This window comes from Actinoplanes campanulatus, from assembly GCF_014647795.1.
Lineage (GTDB): Bacteria > Actinomycetota > Actinomycetes > Mycobacteriales > Micromonosporaceae > Actinoplanes > Actinoplanes campanulatus.
This window is the reverse complement of record NZ_BMPW01000003.1, coordinates 107,234-122,932: the sequence shown is the minus strand read 5'-3', so window position 1 is coordinate 122,932 and position 15,699 is coordinate 107,234. Positions and strand designations below refer to the sequence as shown.

Below are 15,699 nucleotides of genomic sequence, written 5' to 3'. Positions count from 1 at the left end.
CCGGGGTTAGAGCGGTTTCGGTGTCGTCCTCCGATACGTCTCCGGTGCGACAAAGGTTCACCTGTCACTGTGCGTAGCCGATAGGTGACTGTGTTCGCGCTGGCTACCGGATCGGAAGGCCTCGAAGGTTACTCGCTGTAGTGTTGGATGGCTAGTGACCAGGCACTGTGCGAACGGGGGAGTGGGGAAGATCCCGCACATTGGTAAGGTTCCCGGCCGGACTGTCTGGAAGTAATTGGGGGAGATGCGGTGACCGCTTCGGTGGCCCAGGCCTGGACCACGCTGCCCGCGCTGATGTACCACTCGGTCTCCGCCGTCGGTGGTCCGCTGCGCGACCTCGCGGTGCCGCCGGAGCGGCTGGCCGAGCAGCTGGCCGCGCTCAGCGCCGCAGGGTACCGGCTGGTCGGCCTCACCGAGGCGCTCGACGAGCTGGCCGCCGGCAGCACCGAGAAGATGGTGGCGGTCACCTTCGACGACGGCTACCGGGACTTCCTCACCGCGGGCGTGCCCGCCCTGCAGGCCGCCGGCGCCGGCGCCACCCTGTACGCGTCGGTCGGCCACCTCGGCGGTCACGCCGGCTGGCTGGGCCAGTGGTCGCCCGACTTCGGCCCGATGCTCACCTGGTCCGAGCTGGAGGAGGTCGCCTCCACCGGCATCGAGATCGGCAACCACAGCCTCATCCACCACCCGCTCGACGTGCTCTCCGGGGCGCAGCTGCGTGAGGAGGTGGTCAGCAGCCACGACCAGCTCGAACAGCGGTTGCAGCGGAAGGTGCGGTCGTTCGCCTACCCGCACGGCTACAACAGCGACCGGGTCCGCCGGGTGGTCGAGTCGTCCGGGCACGACAACGCCACCGAGGTGGGCCGCCGTCTGCACACCCCGTCGGAGCGACGGTTCGCCGTGCCCCGCTTCCAGCCCACCCCCGACCACACCGGCGCCGACCTGGTCGCCCTGGTCGAGGGTGGTGGCCCCAGGCTGGTCTCGCAGATCAAGCAGCTGGCCCAGCCGGGCTGGCGGCTGGTGCGCAGGATGGCCCGCAAGGCCGGCCGGAACCTGACGTGACGGCCGGGCACCGCAGCCAGGGGGAGCAGGGCCTGACCCGCCGGGGCCTGCTCGGGCTGGGCGCCCTCGGCGCCGTGTCCGCGGCCGGCGCCGTCGGCATGTGGAAGGCCGCCTCCGGTGGGGCCACGAACACCGTCTCCGGTACGCCGACGGCCACCGGCCCGGTCGAACCGGCGCCGCCGTCCGCCACGCCGAGCCCGTTCGCGGCCGCCGGCAACCTCACGAAGCTGGGCGGCGCGGTCCCGTTCACGGCCGGGAAGGCGCTGCTCGGGTCGTACCTGGGCCTGAAGGGAATGAGCTACCCCGAGGCGGTCAGGTACCGCCGCAAGCAGCTCGGCCGCGACCACCGGATCGCGCACGTCTTCTACGCCTGGCCGGACCGGCTTCCCACCTCGATCGAGGGCATGCCGAAGAAGGCCATCCCGATGGTGTCCTGGCGCGGCCCCAAGTACGACAAGATCCTCAGCGGTGACTCCGACGACCTGATCGCCGCCGCCGCCCGCCGCATCAAGGAGCTGGACCGGCCGACCCTGCTGCGCTGGGGCTGGGAGATGAACGGCCGCTGGTACGAGTGGGGCGGCTTCCAGAACAAGCGGAACCCCGAGGGGTACGTCAAGTGCTTCCGCTACCTGCGGGAGATCTTCGACGACCAGGGCGCCGGCAACGTCTCCTGGGTGTGGAGCCCGAACTGGAACTCCAGCCCGGACGAGGACTGGAACCGGATGGAGGCGTACTACCCGGGCGACGATTTCGTCGACTGGGTGGGCGTCTCCGGCTACAACCTCCAACAGGAGAGCCCGGCCACCCTCTTCGACCCCGTCTACCAGCGGTACGCGCCCCGCAAACCGCTGATGATCACCGAGATCGGCGCGAAGGACCACGGCGGCACCAGCAAGGCCGACTGGATCACCGACTTCTCCGAGTACGTGGCCCAGCGCCCGGCGATCGGCGCGTCGGTGTGGTTCGACACCGACACCCACCCCAACTACCCGGAGGCGTGGCGGTTCGACACCGATCCGCAGTCGGCGGCGGCGTACCGGGCGATGGCCACCAGCCCTCGGTTCAGCGCTTGAACAGCTCCGTGTAGAGCTCCGACGACCCGGTGTTCGGCAGGCACTTCGGGTCGTCCGGGCGCAGGATCGCCGACTGGGAGAAGTCGCCGTCGCAGCGCTGGAAGTACGCCTCGTACGCCAGGTACGGGGCGTGCTCGGCGAACCAGGCGTGCATCCACCGGATGAACTCCGGATTGTCCTTACCGGCGTCGGCGGTCGGCATGACGCCCCACTCGCCCACCGAGAACAGCTTGCCGTGCTCGCGGGCGAAGTCGAAGAGCCAGTTCAGGCCCTCCGGCGCGGCCGCGGTCCGGTCGAAGTCGGCCTTCGTGGGCGACCACGGGTGGTGGTCGTAGTTGTCGATGCCGATGATGTCGACGTACTCGTCACCCGGGTAGCAGTTGGTGCTCAGCCCGCCGCACAGGTCCGCCGGGGTGTTGTGCGCGTTGATCGTCCAGTCCAGCACGACCTGGGGGTTGGCCGAGCGCAGCGCGCCGGCGGCCTTGCGGTAGCAGGCGATGTAGTCGGTCGCGTTCAGGCCCCGCCAGGCCATCGTCGGCTCGTTCATCTCCCAGCCCAGGCGGACGATCGAGTCGCCCCGGCCGTGCCGCACCATGAGCGCGCCGAAGTCCCGCCAGTTCTGGTCGTGTTTTCCGGCCGCGCAGTCGGCGGCCAGGTTCTCGCCCCGGTCCGGCACCAGCGCCTGGGAGATCACCAGGACGCCGTCGAAGTCGGCGAAGTACTCGAAGGTCCAGCCCGAGCCGCTGGTCATCGAGTCGTAGCTGGTCCGGTCGGTGTAGGTGTGCGCCACCTTGCAGTCGCGGCCCCGGCTGGAGCAGAACTCCCGGACCGAGGCGCTGTTCAGAACCGGGAAGCCGTTGACGCCGGACAGGCCGTAGGGCCCGGGCCAGGCGCCCGGCTCGCGGGGCAGGGCGATCTGGGCCCGGGCCGAGCGGGGGTCGGCGTCGATCCCGTGCGGGGCCGGGCTCTTCGCGGGCGCCGGAGTCGCCGAGCTTTCCGGATCGACCTTCATGATGATCGTGAGGGCGAGAACGGCCACCCCGGCCGCGGCCAGCCAGAGGCGGCCGCGCCGGGGCGCGGTGGGGGGAACGTCCGGCATGCAGGCGAGTCCTAAGCGGCGGCGGCGATGATCAGCGTACGGAAGGCGGCCGTCTCGCCGCCGCGGAAGAGGTTGACCGTGACCCGCTCGTCGGCCGGGACGGTGAGGCGCCCGGTCCAGTCGCCGTCGGTGTCCGGGGTGATGTCGTGCCTGCTGAGCTCCTCGCCGGAGGTGCCGGTCACGACCATGGTGTACGGCCCGGCGGAGGCGCTCAGCCCGGCCGCGGTGACCTGCACCGGCCGGTTGCCGGCCGGGTCCACCGCCCCGGGCGGGGCCGCCGACAGCGAGGTGACCGCGATGTCGTAGGTCTGCTCCGAGTCGGCGAACGACCAGATCCCGACGCCGGCCAGCATCACGGCGGCCAGGGCCAGCGGCAGCACGTCCCGGATCAGGCGCTGCTTCGAGACCGCCCGCCGCTCACCGCCGGCCTTGCCGGGGGACGCCGCCACGGTCGCGCCGGTGTGGGTGCGGTAGACCGCCACGCCGATGGCGATCAGCGTGCCCATCGCGCACACCAGCATCCAGCTCGTCCGGTTCAGGTTGCCGCCGGCGCCCCACAGCAGCAGGCCGCCGAGCACCAGCACGGCCAGGCTCAGCGCCGGCACCAGGATGGTCCGCTCGACGACGCCGATGTCCCGGCGGCCGGGCCGGAACAGGGCGTCGTTGATCGCCAGGCCGGGCAGCACGAAGGCGAGCAGCAGGCCGCCCGGCACGGAGAGGGCGAGCGGGCCGAACTCGACGGCGAGCGCGGACACGACCGTCAGGCCGGCGAGGACACCGGCGCGTACCGGGTTCACGAGGGTCCCATCTGATAGATCCGTACGGTGCCGTTGTCGTAGAGCCGGGAGATCGAGTTGACCTGGTCGAACTTGCCGAGCTGGGTCTCGCTCAGCGGCTCGGTGATCCGGCCGGCCATCGGGTCGTCCTGGAAGTACGCGTCGTTCGACGGCAGCATGTCGCCCAGCCGCTCGTCGACGACCAGGTAGTTCACCGCCAGCTCCTGCGCCCGCTGGTCCTCGGCCGAGGTCCACGACGTGGCGTAGAACAGCTCGCCCACCTCACGGACCGGGTCGATCCGCCCGTACGTCGAGGAGAGCGCCACCGCCGTGATGTCGCCGCCGACCCGGGCCTCCCGGGGCAGCGTGCGCTCCTGCCAGCGGGCCGCGTCCACGCCGAACGAGTCGACCGACCGCTCGTACGCGGCGGCCAGGTACGGACCCGGCAGCAGCGCGGACACCGGGGGCCACCCGCCGGTCCGCGCGCCGATCATCAGCAGCGTGATCAGCGCCGTGCCGATGTACACCTGACCGGCCAGCCGGCGGCCGGTGGTGACCGCGACACCCGGCGGCGGCACCGACAGCCAGCGGCGGCCGTCGGCGTCCTTGGCCGGGATGATCTGCACGGCGTACACGATCGCGATGGCCGCGATGATCGACATCGGGATGTAGGTGAAGGTGGAGAGCCGGCCGGCGATCTCCGGGCCGTTGGTGCCGAGGAACCGGGCGCCGTTGCCGGCGAAGAACACCGCGCCGCCGGCCAGCGCGGCCCACCGCCAGGTGTCCCGGTCCTTGCGCAGGATCATGTCCCGGGCCACCGCCAGGAAGAGCACGAGCAGACCGAGCAGACCCATTCCCTGTACGGCGAGCTGCACCAGTGGCACCGGTTTGGTGGCACCGGCCTCCTCGCTGGCGGCGCCGCCGAACATCTGGTTCAGCGAGGCGGCGAGCCGCTCCACCGGCGCTTCCAGGTAGGCGATGACGTCCTGCGCGACGAAGCCGATCCAGCAGCACACCACCGCCAGCGCGACGGCCGGCAGGATCAGCGTCTCCCAGGGCCGCGGCCGCTCCAGCGCCAGCTCGGCGAGCGCGAGCAGTAGCAGCGTCGCGACCAGGGCGAACGCGGTGACGTGGTGGCTCACCGTGGTCATCGCGATGCCCACCACGGCGAGCGCGAAGAATTTGCGGCCGCCGCCGGTGCGCCAGCGACGGTACGCCCAGACCGCCAGCATGAAGAACGGCAGCGCGGCCGTCTGGTACAGGAACATCGAGTTGAAGAACAGGTAGTGCATGGCCGTCGCGTAGGTCACGCAGGCCACACCGGCCATCGCCGGCGAGTTGCTGGCGCGCAGCACCGTGGCGAAGAGCAGGCCCACGAAGATCAGGTGGGCGACGCCGGCCACGATGGTGCCGGCCGCGGTCACCGGCAGGCCGGTGAGCAGCGCCAGCCCGGCGCCCATCTCGGCCAGGCCGGGGAAGTGCACGGCCGGTGGCAGCGCGTTGTTCTGCCGGAACAGGTCACCGGACTCGGTGATCAGGGTGGTGGCCAGCCAGTGCTGCAACTCGTCGGGGAAGCGGAACTGGTCCGGGCTGTACATCCACTTCAGCATGTACTGGTTCAGCGCCAGGCCCATCACCAGGACGAACGACTCGGCGACCCCGGCCAGCCGGCTGAGCAGCCGGAACACGACCGGGGAGAAGACGATGATCTGGCCCGCCCAGTAGGCGGACATGGCCCAGGGGGCAACGGCCCGGCCACCGGCGTACGCCAGGGCCATCAGCACCACACCGAGGGTGGAGACGGCGATGACCCAGGGGGCCCAGCCGAAGTCGAGGGCGGTACGCGGTTCGGGTTTCGCCTCGGCCGGGAGCCGGATGATGACCGTCTCGTCGTGGGCGACCTTCTTGTCGACGACGACCCGGCCGGCGACCTTCTTCTTCGGCGCCTGCGGCAGCCGGATGATGACGGTGTCGTCGCCGGCCGCCCGCTTGCGGGCGGTGCTCAGCGCGTTCGGGCCGGGGGTCCTCGGCTTGGGCCCGCCGGGCAGCCGGATGACGACCGTGTCGTCGCCGGCCGGCCGCTTCCGGGCGCCGCCGGTGGCGGTGGGCCTCTTCGGCGCCTGCGGCAGCCGGATGATCACGGTGTCGTCGCCGGCCGGCCGCTTCTTCGACGGCCCGGTGGCGCGGATCACCACGGTGTCGTCGGCGGAGGGCGTCTTGGGCGGCCTGATCACGACGGTCTCGTCGCCCGACGATTTCGCCGGTTCCGCGAGCTTCTGGGTGGCCTCTTCACTCCCGTCACGTTCCTCCGGCGCGAGCCGGGTGATCACGACGGTCTCGTCGGGTCGCGATTCCGCGGTCTTCGCGGTCGCTTCCTCCGGCGCCCGTTTCCGGTCGGACGTCGGCTGGTCCCCCATGTAAAGAGCCTCCACAGTGTTGACGAGGCTTCCGTCGCCCCAGGTCAGGGGCCACGGAAGCCTACGCCGCGTTGATCGTTAGCGGGTTCCCCGGAGCTTCTGCCGGGCGGCGCGCCGGCCCCGGAGGTACGCACGCGGTCCGGCAATCATGCCTCGCCGGTTGGCCGTCAGCAGCTCTCGCGGGAAATCGTCCTGCAGAGTCGACACCCGCAGGCTGTCCGAGCCGGTCAGGTCGCGCAGCGCGGTGGGCGCCAGCCTGATCAGCGACCAGAGCAGTCCCGGGCGGCCGAGGAGCAGGCCGGTGTACGCGGCGGTCAGCCCCGTGCCGTACCCGACCATCTGCTTGTGCAGGCCCTCGAAGTCCCGCCGGTGGTAGTGGTGGGTCACCGCGGTGGGCTGGTAGACGATCGTCCCGCCGGCCAGCAGCACCTGGGTGAACGCCAGGGTGTCCTCCGACCCCATGGCCGGGGTCCCGGCGCCGAGCGCGTTGTCCCAGCCGCCGATCCGCTCGATCACACCGGGCCGGAAGGTCATGTTCGCCCCGGTGCCGAACGGCGGCAGCGGGTAGAGCGGGCTCTGCCGGTGCGCGGTGTGCGGGCCGAAGACGTCCGGCCGGAAACCGCGGCCCTTGCTGTGCCCGCCGAACTGCTCGAACCAGATCTGCGCGCGGGTCTCCAGCTCGGCCGGGACGATCACGCCGGAGACCACGTCGGCCTCCGGGTTCTCGACCAGCGCCCGGGCCACCTCGGCCAGCCAGTACCGGTCGGCCAGCTCGTCGTCGTCGATCCAGGCGACGATCTCGCCCCGGGTCGCGGCCTCGGCCGTGTTGCGGGCGAACGACAGGCCCGGCTTCGGCTCCAGCAGGTAGTCGACCGGGCCGCGGCGGGCCGCCGACCGGGCCACCTCGGCGGTCGCGTCGGTCACCGGGGCGTTGTCCACCACCAGGATCCGGGCCGGCATGTAGTGCTGGGTGAGCAGGCTGTCCAGGCAGCGGGCCAGCGCGCCGGGCCGCTCCCGGGTGCAGACCACCACGGTGATGTCCGGGGCGGTGGCCAGCACGGCACGGCGGCTCGCCAGGAAGGCGGGCTCGCTCGCCGGGACGAATCCGTTCGCCGGCACCGGGGCGCCGTCGAGGCGCGGGCGCACCACGTCGCCCAGCTCCCGGTCGATGGCCGCGGCCAGGTCGCCGGGGGTGAGGCCGTGCTGCGGAACGTCCACCAGGACGGTGCCGAGCGGCTCGGTGAAGAGCCGGACCAGGGCCCAGGCCTGCTGGACCCGGCGGCCGTCGGGCGACACCGCGCCGACCGGCGGCAGGGGCTCCGACAGGTCCAGGTCGAGGACGACGGCGGGCAGGATGCCGCTCTCCTCGTCGAGCCGCGGAGCGGCGGGGACGGTCGCGGTCACGGGGTGGCCTCCACCGGGGTACGGCGGCTGGGCCGCTTGGAGCTGACGGTCTCGACGACGCCACCGAATCCGGCGGCGGCCACGCCGGCGACGACGCCGCCGGAGCGCAGGAAGTTGTCGGCGCCCTTGCCGGTCAGGCCGGCGCCGAAGTAGCGGAACATCGCCTTGGGCAGGGCCCACAGGTAGTCGCGCTCGGCCCCGAGCGCGTCGTTCTCGTGCAGGCCGGCCATCTGGACCTTGCCGCGGCCCTCGGCGTAGCACCGGCGCACGAAGAACGTGAAGCTGGCCCGCTCGACCGGGACCTCGTGCTGGATGATCGCGCTCGGCACGTACATCCAGCGGCCGCCGTCCACCTGGCTCATGCGCAGGCAGAGGTCGGTGTCCTCGGGCCGGTTGCGGGAGCCGAGCTTGCCGAAGCCGACCCGGAAGCCGCCGGCGGCCTCGAAGACGTCCTTGCGGACGATCATGTTGGCCGACCACACGTTGCGGATGGGCGCGGTCTCGGTGGGCATGCCGGCGTACGAGCCGCCGACCGCCCACAGGAACTCGGCCGGCATCCAGCGCGGGGCCGGGCCCTCCCAGGCGGGCTGGATCGCGCCGCCGGTGCCGACCACGGCGGGGTCGGCGAACGGCTCGATCTGCCGGGCCAGCCAGTTCGGGTCGGCGATGATGTCGTCGTCCAGGAAGGCGACCAGCGGGGTCCGGGCGTGGAACGCCCCGGTGTTGCGGTTGCCGGAGACGCCCTGGGCGTACGCGTTCTGCAGCACCGTGACGCCGGGCAGCTCACGCTGGATCCGCTCGTACATCGCGGGGTTGTGGTCGACCACCACGACGATCTCGTCGGGGGTGTGCGTCTGGGCACGTGCCGAGGCCAGAGTGCGAGTCAGGTAGTCCCACCGCACCTCGGAGTAGGTGGGAATGACGATCGTCGTGGCGTGGGTGTGGTTCACGAGGGGAGTGCTCCTGTGGGCGGGAGGGGCGCTCAGGTCAGTCGTCGAGCTGAGTCGTGCTGCGGAGCTTGTTGATGTCCTGGGTCTGCACGTTGCCGAGGTCGTCCAGCATCCGGGCCCGGGCGGCGCTCAGGTCCTGGGTGGGCTGGGTGCCGAGGTCGTCCAGCGCGCGGCTGCGGATCTTGTTGATGTCGTCGGAGCGGCGGGCGCCGACGTCCTCGCGGCGGGCCGCCCGGTTGAGGTGGCTCGCGTCGCGGCGCGGGTCGGCCGGGTGCCGGGTGGCGACCGGGTGCGCGGGTGCGGCCGGCGCGGGCGGGTTGACGACCTGGCCGAGACCGCGTGACTGCGGGGTGGCGGCCGGCGGCGCGACGTGCTGGAGGCCCTCGACGAACGGGCGGAGGCCGGCGCCACGGCGGCGGCGCATCCGGCCGTACTCGCTGAAGATGGTGCGGAGCACGCGGAACCCGTCGCGGAAGGTGTTCAGGTTGCTCTCGCCGAAGATCCGCTCGTGCTCGGTGCTGCCGACCTCGCCGACCTTCAGCTTCTCGGCGACCGCGCGGATGTTGATCATCGTCTCGATCTCGAAGCCGTCGCCCCACAGCTTGCTGCCGTCGGATGGGCGGGGCAGCGAGACGTCCGGCAGGTCGAGGGCCGGCACGACCGAGCGCCAGAAGGCGTTGTAGCCGTAGCAGAGGTCGGTGAAGTGCGTCCGGAACAGGACGTTCACCACCAGGTTGAGGCCGTCGTTGCCGAGCTTGCGCAGCTTGGTGATGTCGTGGCTGTGCCCGCCGTGGCTGAAGCGGGACCCCTTCACGAAGTGGTCGCCCTTGATCAGCTTGTCCACGAAGAGCGGGATCTCCGCCGGGTCGGTCGAGCCATCGGCGTCGATCATCACGATGATGTCGCCGGTGCACGCGGCGAAGCCACACGCCAGAGCGTTGCCCTTGCCGATCCGGGTCTGCTGAACGATCACCGCGTCCGGGCGCAGTTCGCGAGCCACCTCCACGGTCCGGTCCTTGGAGCCGCCATCGACGATGATCACTTCACTGATCATCGGCGGCAGCTTCGCGAACACGTGCGGCAGGTTCCGCTCCTCATTCAGGGTGGGAATCACGACACTCACGGTCGGTGATTGCGGACGGTTACTGTCGGTGTTCGTGTTCAAGTGCGAAAGCTCCATGTCGGTCCCTTCCGGGGGCGGCTAATGCGACTTTGTTGCGCGAATTCCTGAAGAGATCGCACCGCCGCTCGCTGCAGGAAATCAACCTAGCAAGGGATTACGTAGCGTCAACAGACCGCGAGAAAGGTTCAAGTCACAGGTGACCTGAAGTTGACAGTCGCAGTATGGCTGGAGCAAGTACTAGCAGGTGGCCGCACGCGATCAAGGACACATTCGTTACGTAGCGTAACGGGCATTGGTCATAACTGTGGATCAGTCCGGAGAGTCTCTGGCAAATGGATAAAGCCCCAGTTGATCACCGCAAATCAGGACAAGATCGACGGACGGCGGGATTGCTATTTGCTTACTTTCCGGACCTGTCTGTTTACGCGCTGTATAGATTCCTGGCTGTCTTGGTGACGCTCTGACAGCGGACCGTGAGCGTTACGGTTGATCCAGGGGGGACAGCCACCGGCCACCCGTAGCCTCCGGGGCCGTCCGCCGTTGGTGAGGCGATGGTGATTCAAACCGGACTCTGCGTCTGTGGGCACTCGATTCGGGCGCACGAGCACTACCGATCCGGGTCGGAATGCGCGCTTTGCGACCCCGGCCTCTGCCCCCGGTTCCGGCCGGCTCTGCGCTGGTGGCGCCGCATCCTGGGGCCTCGCTGACCAGGTGACCGTTCGGTCGATGGGGGATCCTCCACCCCGTCGCCGGTACGGCCGACCGGTGATCGTCCGGTTCGGCGGAATTCGATGGCCGGTGCTCGGCCGGATCGCTGATTTTCGATGACCCTGGGTATTGGATCGGGCATCTCTGACCAAGTTGGCCGCCCGCAAATTCCTAGTGGATCTGTAGGCTTAGTGTCACTTTGAGCCGAGGGGGAGATTCCATGTCACTTCCCGACTTCCTGATCGCCGGTGTGCCCAAGGCGGGCACCACCGCGCTGCACGCCGCACTGGCCGGGCACCCGCAGCTGTTCCTGCCGCAGGTGAAGGAGCCGAAGTTCTTCCTCTCCGACGGGCCGCCGCCGGCCGTCGGCGGGCCGGGCGACGTGCAGACCTACCAGGAACACGTGTGGCGCCGGCCGGACTACGAGAGGCTGTTCGACCCGCCGCCGCCCGGTGTCCTCAAGGGCGAGGCCACCCCCTTCTACCTGTACGACCTGGCCGCCCACGACCGCATCAAGGCGCTGATCCCGGACGTGCGGCTGATCATCCTGCTGCGCGATCCGGTCGACCGGGCCCACTCCAACTGGACCCACCTGTGGGTGGCCGGCCTCGAGGAGGAGGCCGACTTCCTGGCCGCCTGCCACGCCGAGCAGGCCCGTAAGGCGGCGCACTGGGCCGACTTCTGGCACTACATCGGCCTGGGCCTGTACGGCCGTCAGCTCCAGCACCTCTACCAGCGCTTCTCCCGTGACCAGGTGCTGCTCCTGCGTTACCGGGACCTGAAGGACGAACCGGCCGAGACGCTGGACCGGGTCTGCGCCTTCCTCGGCGTGCGCACCGGGGTGCTCACCGCGATCCCGCGGGAGAACGTGAACCGCCACTACGTAGAGGACAACCGCGTGAACCGGGCGATCCGCGGCCTGTTGCGGTCGGGCGGCACCTTCGGCCACCGCTTCCCGGTGCCGCTGCGCCTGGCCGCCCGGGGGCCACTGCTCACCCTGCTGCACCGCAAGCGGGGCAATCGGCCGGTCACCACCCCGGCGGAGCGGGCCGCGCTGCTGCCCTACTTCGCCGACGACATCGCCCTGTTGCAGGACGTCACCGGCGAGAACTACGACGACTGGCTGAGCCTGGACCGACACGCCCGGGCCCGGTAAAGCCCACATTTCCCATAGATCATGCAAACTTGACGCGTTGCCGCCGACCTCAGGGAGCCACCTTGACCACCGGAATCGCCGCCCTGCCCCTGCCCGGATGGGAGGACTCCACCGTGGTGGTGGAACCGCCGGGCACCGAGCCGGGCGCCTGGTCCGGCGCCCCCAGCACGGTCCTCGCGGACTCCTGTGTCTACCTCGCCTACCGCCTGCGGCTCCCGATCGGCGAGGGCCGCGGGATCGCCAACGTGGTGGCCCGCTCGGCCGACGGCCTGCACTTCACCGTGGTCGCGGAGATCGGCAAGGACCGCTTCGGCGCCGAGTCGCTGGAGCGGCCCGCCCTGGTCCGTACCCCCGAGGGTAGGTGGCGGCTCTACGTCAGCGCCGCCACCCCGGGCACCAAGCACTGGCGTGTCGACCTGCTCGAGGCCGGCACCCCGGAGGGGCTGGCCACCGCGCCCGCCCGCACCGTCCTGGCCGGCGACGAGACCGCCGGTGTCAAGGACCCGGTGCTGCACCACGACGAGCACGGCTGGCACCTGTGGGCGTCGGTCCACCCCCTGGAGAGCTGGGCCGACGCCGACCGGATGACCACCGAGTACGCCACCAGCCCGGACGGTGTGCACTGGACCTGGGTGCGTAACGCCCTGGCCGGCCGGCCGGGGGAGTGGGACGCCCGGGGCGTCCGGGTCTCGTCGGTGGTGGTCGACGGCGACGAGATCACGGTCGCCTACGACGGGCGGGCCACGGCCGGCGAGAACTGGGAGGAGCGCACCGGGGTGGCCCGCGGCCGGCGCCTGGCGGACGGCACTTTCGGGCAGCTCACCGCGGAGGACCGGCCGCCGGTGGGCAGTCCGCACGAGCCGTACGGGCTGCGCTACCTCAGCCTGGTGGCGCTGCCGGACGGGCGGCAGCGGCTCTACTACGAGGCGACCAGGGCTGACGGGGCGCACGACCTGCGTACCGAACTGGCCTGACGCGCGTCGCGCACGGTAATCGTCTGCGGACGGACCGGCACCGATCGCGGGGCCGGTCCGGCTATACGAAGAGTGACGACCGGCACATTCCTTTCCACCCCGAAAGCACCCTGCCTCCACATTGGAGGCGCTATTTGGGAGCGTTTCCAGGAAACGGTTAATTACGATGCCGTTAACCGTCCCCGAAAATCGTGGTTCCGGCCATTCGACCGCACTGGGCGGAAGTGGCGTTTGTGCCCGGATAGCCAGGGGTATCCGGCAGTCCCGAGCGGGAGGGGCCCGGTCGGAGGTGGGGGTGCGATGCGGACGCTGGGTGGCCGCTACCGGTTGGTGGACCGCATCGGGCTGGGCGGCATGTCAGAGGTCTGGCGCGGCCACGACCACGTCCTCGACCGGCCGGTCGCCGTCAAGATCATGGCGCCCGCGGTGGAGGGCACCCTCGGCGAGGCCGGCGTCGCCCTGATCCGGGCCGAGGCCCGCTCGGCCGCGCGGCTCGCCCATCCCAACGTCGCCGGGGTGCACGACTTCGGCACCTCACCGGCGGCCGGGCGGGACGTCCCGTACATCGTGATGGAACTGGTCGAGGGCGAGACCCTCAGCGCGCACCTGGCCGCCGGGCGCCTCGACTGGCGCATCGGCGTGCGCGTCTGCGCCGAGGTCGCGGCCGCCCTGGCCGCCGCGCACGCCGAGAACGTCGTGCACCGCGGCATCAAACCGGCCAACATCATGCTCACCCCGGCCGGCGCGAAGGTCCTCGACTTCGGCATCGCCGCGGTCGCCGGCTCACCCGACCCGGACCCGGACGGCCCGGTCATGGGCACCCCCGCCTACATCGCCCCGGAACGCTTCGAGGGCGGGCCGGCCACCCCGGCCGCCGACATGTTCGCCCTCGGCACGCTGCTCCACCACTGTCTGGCCGGGCGCCTGCCGTGGACCGCCCGCACCCACACCGAGATGGTCGTCGCCCAGCGGTTCATCGACCCGGAACCCCTCCCGCACATCGACGGCCTCCCACCCGAGGTGCTCGACCTCTGCTCCCGCTGCCTGGCCCGCGACCCCGCCGAACGCCCCACCGCCCTGATGGCCGCCCTGCTGCTGGCCGAGTCGGTGGACGCCCGCGTCTACGTCCCGCTGCGCGACCTCACCCCGTCCGCCTCCCCGTGGGACGAACGCGCCGCCTCCGCTCCCACCTCGCCCCACCACGTCGGCCGCCACCGCGCCTGAGCACCCGAACCAGCGGATCTTGGACGTTTCGCCACCGATCCCGGTGGTAGCACGTTCAAGATCGGCGGGACTCGGGGCCGCGGAGACGGGAGTGGCGGTAGCCGTACAGGAAGTAGATGAGCAGGCCGACGGCCATCCAGCCGACGAACCGGATCCAGGTGTCCAGCGGCAGGTCGGCCATCAGGTAGACGGCGAAGGCGATGCCGATCAGCGGCAGCACCGGCACCCAGGGGACCCGGTACGGGCGGGGCATGTCCGGCCGGGTCCGGCGCAGCACGATCACGCCGATGTTGACCAGGACGAAGGCGAACAGCGTGCCGATGTTGACCAGCTCGACGATGGTGCCCAGGGGGACGAACGCCGCCAGGACCGAGATCGACACACCCAGGATGATCGTCAGCCGCGCCGGAGTCCCGTACCTCTGATTGACCGCGGCCAGGCGCCGGGGCAGCAGGCCGTCGCGGCACATGGCGAAGAAGATCCGGGTCTGGCCGTAGAAGATCACCAGGACCACGCTGGTGATCGCGACCACCGCCCCGAGCGCCAGGACGGCGGCCGCCCAGTTCAGCCCGGCCCCCTGGTCGAGGGCGGCGGCGAGCGGGGCGTCGCTGGCCGACATCTGCTCGGGCGTGGCGATGCCGATCGCGCCGATCACGGTCAGCACGTAGAAGACGGTGCAGACGACCAGTGAGCCGATGATGGCCAGCGGCAGGTCGCGCGCCGGGTTGCGGGCCTCCTCGCTGCCGGTCGACACGGCGTCGAACCCGATGTACGCGAAGAAGATGATCGCCGCGGCCGAGGTGATCCCGTCCACGCCGTGCGGCGCGAACGGGGTGAAGTTGCCGGTCCCGAAGTTCGCGAACGCCACCACGATGAAGAACGTCAGCACCAGCAGCTTGATCACGACCATCACGAGGTTCACCCGGAGGCTCTCGGTGACCCCGCGGACCAGGAGAAACGTGATCGCCAGGACGACCACCACGGCCGGCAGGTTGAAGATTCCGCCGTCCTCCGGCGACGTCGCGATCGCCGTCGGCAGGCTCCACCCGAAGGCCGCGTCGAGGAACGCGTTGAGGTTGCCGCCCCAGCCGAGCGCGATCGCCGCCACCGACACCCCGTACTCCAGGATCAGGTCCCAGCCGATGATCCAGGCGACCACCTCGCCCAGGGTGGCGTAGGCGTAGGTGTAAGCGCTGCCGGAGACCGGGATGCTCGACGCCAGCTCGGCGTAGGACAGCGCGGAGAACGCGCATGCCACCGCGGCCAGCACGAACGACAGCACGACGGCCGGGCCGGCGATCCTCGAGCCCTCGCCGATGACCACGAAGATGCCGGTGCCGATGATCGCCCCGACGCCCATCGCGGTGAGATGGCGGACGCTCACCGCCTTCTTCAGCCGGGTGCCCTCCTCGGTGGTGCCGCTGATCAGCGATCCCACGTCACGGGTGGCGAACATGCCGTGCCTGGCCATGGTTGCCTCCTCCCCGGCGGCCCCCGCCGCCGTCGCCAGCCACGGTCGCCCAGGGATCGGCACGCCGCAACGTCAGATTGGCACATCGGACCGCGGACCGGCGCGATGCGCCGAAACCCCCTCCTCCGGTTGCGGATTCTGCGGCTCATGACGCGGAAAACCCCTTTGGCGTACGCGTTGTGCGCCGTGATCGCGGTCTTGCGCGGCAGCCTGCGAGGGCAGCCGCGAGGGCTGTACGGTGGGGCGAACGGGCAGTTCGCCA

Annotated in this window: 12 protein-coding genes; 5 read left to right on the top strand and 7 right to left on the bottom strand. The window is 70.9% G+C overall.

Translation table 11 applies throughout. From position 1 onward, the window contains the following. The first annotated feature begins 249 nt into the window (after positions 1-249). Positions 250-1,062, top strand: coding sequence for a polysaccharide deacetylase family protein (locus tag IEZ13_RS07445; RefSeq protein WP_183218991.1), 813 nt, complete (start codon positions 250-252; stop codon positions 1,060-1,062). Then, positions 1,059-2,135, top strand: coding sequence for a glycoside hydrolase family 26 protein (locus tag IEZ13_RS07440; RefSeq protein ID WP_183218990.1), 1,077 nt, complete (start codon positions 1,059-1,061; stop codon positions 2,133-2,135). The genes IEZ13_RS07445 and IEZ13_RS07440 overlap by 4 nt, the downstream gene beginning before the upstream one ends. Here IEZ13_RS07440 and IEZ13_RS07435 read toward each other — a convergent pair. The 6 genes from IEZ13_RS07435 to IEZ13_RS07410 all read right to left on the bottom strand — a co-directional run bounded on the left by IEZ13_RS07435 (position 2,125) and on the right by IEZ13_RS07410 (position 9,961). After that, positions 2,125-3,234, bottom strand: coding sequence for a glycoside hydrolase family 26 protein (locus IEZ13_RS07435; RefSeq protein WP_183218989.1), 1,110 nt, complete (start codon positions 3,232-3,234; stop codon positions 2,125-2,127). The genes IEZ13_RS07440 and IEZ13_RS07435 overlap by 11 nt on opposite strands. Before the next feature lie 11 nt (positions 3,235-3,245). Beyond that, entirely contained in the window at positions 3,246-4,031 is a 786-nt protein-coding gene (locus tag IEZ13_RS07430; RefSeq protein ID WP_183218988.1) for a DUF1616 domain-containing protein, read from the bottom strand. Further along, positions 4,028-6,427, bottom strand: coding sequence for a hypothetical protein (locus IEZ13_RS07425; protein WP_183218987.1), 2,400 nt, complete (start codon positions 6,425-6,427; stop codon positions 4,028-4,030). The genes IEZ13_RS07430 and IEZ13_RS07425 overlap by 4 nt, the downstream gene beginning before the upstream one ends. 78 nt (positions 6,428-6,505) lie before the next feature. Next, a complete protein-coding gene (locus IEZ13_RS07420) occupies positions 6,506-7,831 on the bottom strand; it encodes a glycosyltransferase family 2 protein (RefSeq protein ID WP_183218986.1) in 1,326 nt (441 codons plus the stop codon). After that, positions 7,828-8,781 carry a glycosyltransferase family 2 protein gene (locus IEZ13_RS07415; RefSeq protein WP_183218985.1) on the bottom strand — a complete coding sequence of 318 codons (954 nt, stop codon included), beginning with the start codon at positions 8,779-8,781 and terminating at the stop codon, positions 7,828-7,830. The genes IEZ13_RS07420 and IEZ13_RS07415 overlap by 4 nt, the downstream gene beginning before the upstream one ends. 37 nt (positions 8,782-8,818) lie before the next feature. Beyond that, positions 8,819-9,961: a glycosyltransferase family 2 protein gene (locus IEZ13_RS07410; protein WP_183218984.1), complete on the bottom strand. Its 1,143-nt coding sequence runs from the start codon at positions 9,959-9,961 to the stop codon at positions 8,819-8,821. An 871-nt stretch (positions 9,962-10,832) separates the two neighbouring features. On the opposite strand from IEZ13_RS07410, the gene IEZ13_RS07405 reads away from it, so the two are divergent. The 3 genes from IEZ13_RS07405 to IEZ13_RS07395 all read left to right on the top strand — a co-directional run bounded on the left by IEZ13_RS07405 (position 10,833) and on the right by IEZ13_RS07395 (position 13,966). Beyond that, complete coding sequence (locus IEZ13_RS07405) at positions 10,833-11,768, top strand: sulfotransferase family protein (RefSeq protein ID WP_183218983.1); 936 nt, start codon at positions 10,833-10,835, stop codon at positions 11,766-11,768. A 62-nt stretch (positions 11,769-11,830) separates the two neighbouring features. Beyond that, positions 11,831-12,742, top strand: a complete 912-nt coding sequence (locus IEZ13_RS07400; RefSeq protein ID WP_183218982.1) for a hypothetical protein — start codon at positions 11,831-11,833, stop codon at positions 12,740-12,742. A 300-nt stretch (positions 12,743-13,042) separates the two neighbouring features. Beyond that, positions 13,043-13,966 carry a serine/threonine-protein kinase gene (locus IEZ13_RS07395; protein ID WP_183218981.1) on the top strand — a complete coding sequence of 308 codons (924 nt, stop codon included), beginning with the start codon at positions 13,043-13,045 and terminating at the stop codon, positions 13,964-13,966. 55 nt (positions 13,967-14,021) lie between these two features. Here the strand turns inward: IEZ13_RS07395 and IEZ13_RS07390 are convergent, their stop codons facing one another. Next, the gene (locus IEZ13_RS07390) at positions 14,022-15,437 is read right to left on the bottom strand and encodes an amino acid permease (RefSeq protein WP_183218980.1); all 1,416 of its coding nucleotides are present in this window, start codon (positions 15,435-15,437) and stop codon (positions 14,022-14,024) included. Between the last annotated feature and the right edge of the window lie 262 nt (positions 15,438-15,699).

Excerpts from the sequence above, each read along its gene's own strand:
- IEZ13_RS07435 (WP_183218989.1), bottom strand. The coding sequence starts at position 3,234 with ATGCCGGACGTTCCCCCCACCGCGCCCCGGCGCGGCCGCCTCTGGCTG.
- IEZ13_RS07425 (WP_183218987.1), bottom strand. The coding sequence starts at position 6,427 with ATGGGGGACCAGCCGACGTCCGACCGGAAACGGGCGCCGGAGGAAGCG.
- IEZ13_RS07410 (WP_183218984.1), bottom strand. The coding sequence starts at position 9,961 with ATGGAGCTTTCGCACTTGAACACGAACACCGACAGTAACCGTCCGCAA.
- IEZ13_RS07405 (WP_183218983.1), top strand. The coding sequence starts at position 10,833 with ATGTCACTTCCCGACTTCCTGATCGCCGGTGTGCCCAAGGCGGGCACC.
- IEZ13_RS07395 (WP_183218981.1), top strand. The coding sequence starts at position 13,043 with ATGCGGACGCTGGGTGGCCGCTACCGGTTGGTGGACCGCATCGGGCTG.
- IEZ13_RS07390 (WP_183218980.1), bottom strand. The coding sequence starts at position 15,437 with ATGGCCAGGCACGGCATGTTCGCCACCCGTGACGTGGGATCGCTGATC.